5 protein-coding genes are annotated in these 2,670 nt (G+C 34.8%); all 5 read left to right on the top strand.

The features are described 5' to 3' along the window. The first annotated feature begins 9 nt into the window (after positions 1-9). On the top strand, positions 10-168 hold the full coding sequence (locus Q0409_RS10390) for a holin (protein WP_366940076.1): 159 nt from the start codon (positions 10-12) through the stop codon (positions 166-168). 10 nt (positions 169-178) lie between these two features. Continuing rightward, positions 179-451, top strand: a complete 273-nt coding sequence (locus tag Q0409_RS05730; protein ID WP_298535987.1) for a hypothetical protein — start codon at positions 179-181, stop codon at positions 449-451. A 15-nt stretch (positions 452-466) separates the two neighbouring features. Continuing rightward, a complete protein-coding gene (locus Q0409_RS05725; RefSeq protein ID WP_298535985.1) occupies positions 467-1,009 on the top strand; it encodes a hypothetical protein in 543 nt (180 codons plus the stop codon). 100 nt (positions 1,010-1,109) lie between these two features. After that, entirely contained in the window at positions 1,110-1,961 is an 852-nt protein-coding gene (locus tag Q0409_RS05720; protein ID WP_298535983.1) for a LysM peptidoglycan-binding domain-containing protein, read from the top strand. Positions 1,962-2,056: 95 nt separating this feature from the next. Further along, the coding region (locus Q0409_RS05715) for an HNH endonuclease signature motif containing protein (protein WP_298535981.1) at positions 2,057-2,670 on the top strand (614 nt) is incomplete at its 3' end.

Raw genomic sequence — 2,670 nt, 5'->3', positions numbered from 1 at the left:
CAAACAGCTATTGCATTAATTGGAACTAATCTTGTGGGTATTGCTGATGTGGACTGGGTATCAGTAGGATCAATTGCTTTGGTTGCCGGAATTGTTTCATTATTAACTTCACTTGCCGGTCTTCCTGAAGTTGAAAAAATACCTATTGAAGAAAAAGAGGATGAATAACATGGATGCAATGACCTGGATTGCACCAATATTGGTTGCGCTTGTTGGTGGAATCTTTTCTTATTTGGGTGTTGCTAAATCATCCAAAACAGCGCATGAAAGAACTATATTTGAACTTAAGTCTGAACAAGAAAAACAATCATTAATCATAGAACAGACTATTAATGGTATTAAGGCAGACATAATAAGGTTAGAAGCCAAACAGGATAAACACAATGAAGTAATTGAAAGGACCTTCAAACTTGAACAGAAGGTTGAAGATATGGAAAAAAGGATGAAATAAAGGATGTGATACTGCATGGTTAAAAACAAAGGCGGTCGCCCAGGAAAATATGAAACAAATGTAAAGCCAAGATTTGAAGAAATAAGAGCTTGGCTTCAAGTCGGTGCAACTGACAAAGAAATTGCTGAAAAACTTGGCATTCATAAATCAATGATGTGTGAATACAAAAAGCAATATAAAGAGTTTTCCGAACTTCTAAAAAATGGGCGCAAAGTGCCTATTCAAGCGATAAAGGCTGCACTTTATAAGAGGGCAACAGGATGTCATTATTCGGAAAAGAAAACAATCATTGAATATGAAGAATGGAATCAAGAAATTAAAGATGCATTAATTGCTATGGGATATGATGCTGATGCAATAGGACAAAGAAAATTGGTGCGTGTTGAAATATCAGATAAGTATGCTTTACCAGATCCAACTTCAGCAATGATGTTATTAAAACACTGGGATAAAGATGATGAAGGTAATTCCCTGTGGACTTCAGATCCGGCTATGCTTGAACTTAAAATGAAGGAACTAGAACTTAAGAAAGATACTTTAGAGAAAGGACAGTGGTAATTATGGATGACAAGAAAGTAATTAAACAGGATGATGAATTCATTGAAGTGGTCGGTGACACTGCAGAAGTTTATGAAGAAAGTGAGGATGAAGTCAAATGATGAAATCAACTGAATTTGTTGCAATGGCAAAGAAAATAGCCACTGATTACAAGACACTGTATGTTATGGGTTGTTTTGGTTCACCTATGACAGCAAAGAACAAACAGAGATTCACACAGAATCATTCTTATAATAAGAAATCAAATAGAACTAAGATCATCAAAGCAGCTTCAGCTTCCACTTTTGGATTTGACTGTGTTTGCCTTGTTAAGTCTATTTTATGGGGATGGAATGGTAATTCCAAAAACACTTATGGTGGTGCTGTGTATAAATCCAATAATGTTCCTGATGTAAGTGCTGATGATATGATGCAATATTGCACTGATGTTACAACAGACTTTAAAAACATCCAGGTGGGTGAAATCCTTCATATGTCAGGTCATGTTGGTATTTATATTGGTGATGGATTAGCTGTTGAATGCACACCAATTTGGAAGGATGGTGTTCAGATCACAGCTGTTGGTAATCTTGGAAATAAATCCGGCTATAATACAAGGACTTGGGTTAATCATGGTAAGTCTAAATTTATTGATTATGTTGCTGAAAAAGATTCACTTGATAATTACACAGATGAACAGTTAGCAGACATGGCAATGAAAGGTGTGTTTGGTTCAGGATCAGAAAGAAAAACCAAATTAGGTGACAGGTATGAAGCTGTTCAAAAGATAATTAATCAGAAGACTTCTTCAGCTATTAACAACCAGAAGCTTTATCACAAAGTAGTTAAAGGTGATACGCTTTCAAAGATAGCTAAGAAATATAACACATCTGTTAGTAATATTATGAAGATTAACAGTAGCATTAAAGATGCAAATATGATTTGCTTAGGGCAATTAATAAGAGTTAAATAAGTAGAAGCCACTGTTAATGCAGTGGCTTTTATATTTTATTTAATGTATTAATTGTGTCCGTTACATTATTTATAAGTTAAAGGAAGTGATAACCAATGACACAACAGCAATTCTATAAGTCTAAGAAGTGGAATGACTTCAGGAATGTCATTATAGCTGAACGAACAGACACAGACGGATATGTTCACTGTGAATGTTGTGGTAAGGCTATTCTTAAAAAATATGATCTTATTATTCACCACAAAAAAGAATTATCAGATGCAAATGTGGAAGATGTATCAGTTAGTTTGAATCCTGACAATGTTGAAGTAGTATGCTTCCAATGTCATAACAGCATTCATGAGAGATTCACTCAAGGTCATGCATCTACTTATAACATTAAGAAGAAAGTCTTCATTATATATGGTTCACCTTGTGCTGGTAAAACTACTTGGGTGCATTCTGTAGCAACTAAAGATGATTTGGTTGTTGACCTGGATTCTATCTGGCAAATGATTAGTATTAATAATCGTTATGACAAACCTACAACACTTAAGTCAGTTGTATTTGAAATGCGTGACAAGATGTATGACATCATTAAATACAGATCAGGTAAGTGGCACAATGCTTATATCATTACAGGTGGCGCACTTAAAGGTGACAGGGACAGACTGATTCAAAGAGTTGGTGCTGATGAATGTATTCTTATTGATACAGATGTTACAGAATG

The organism is uncultured Methanobrevibacter sp., assembly GCF_937898925.1.
Classification (GTDB): domain Archaea; phylum Methanobacteriota; class Methanobacteria; order Methanobacteriales; family Methanobacteriaceae; genus Methanobrevibacter.
Note: the sequence above shows the minus strand (reverse complement) of the source record. Positions and strands in the feature narration are given on the sequence as shown.

Excerpts from the sequence above, each read along its gene's own strand:
- Q0409_RS05720 (WP_298535983.1), top strand. The coding sequence starts at position 1,110 with ATGAAATCAACTGAATTTGTTGCAATGGCAAAGAAAATAGCCACTGAT.
- Q0409_RS05725 (WP_298535985.1), top strand. The coding sequence starts at position 467 with ATGGTTAAAAACAAAGGCGGTCGCCCAGGAAAATATGAAACAAATGTA.
- Q0409_RS05730 (WP_298535987.1), top strand. The coding sequence starts at position 179 with ATGACCTGGATTGCACCAATATTGGTTGCGCTTGTTGGTGGAATCTTT.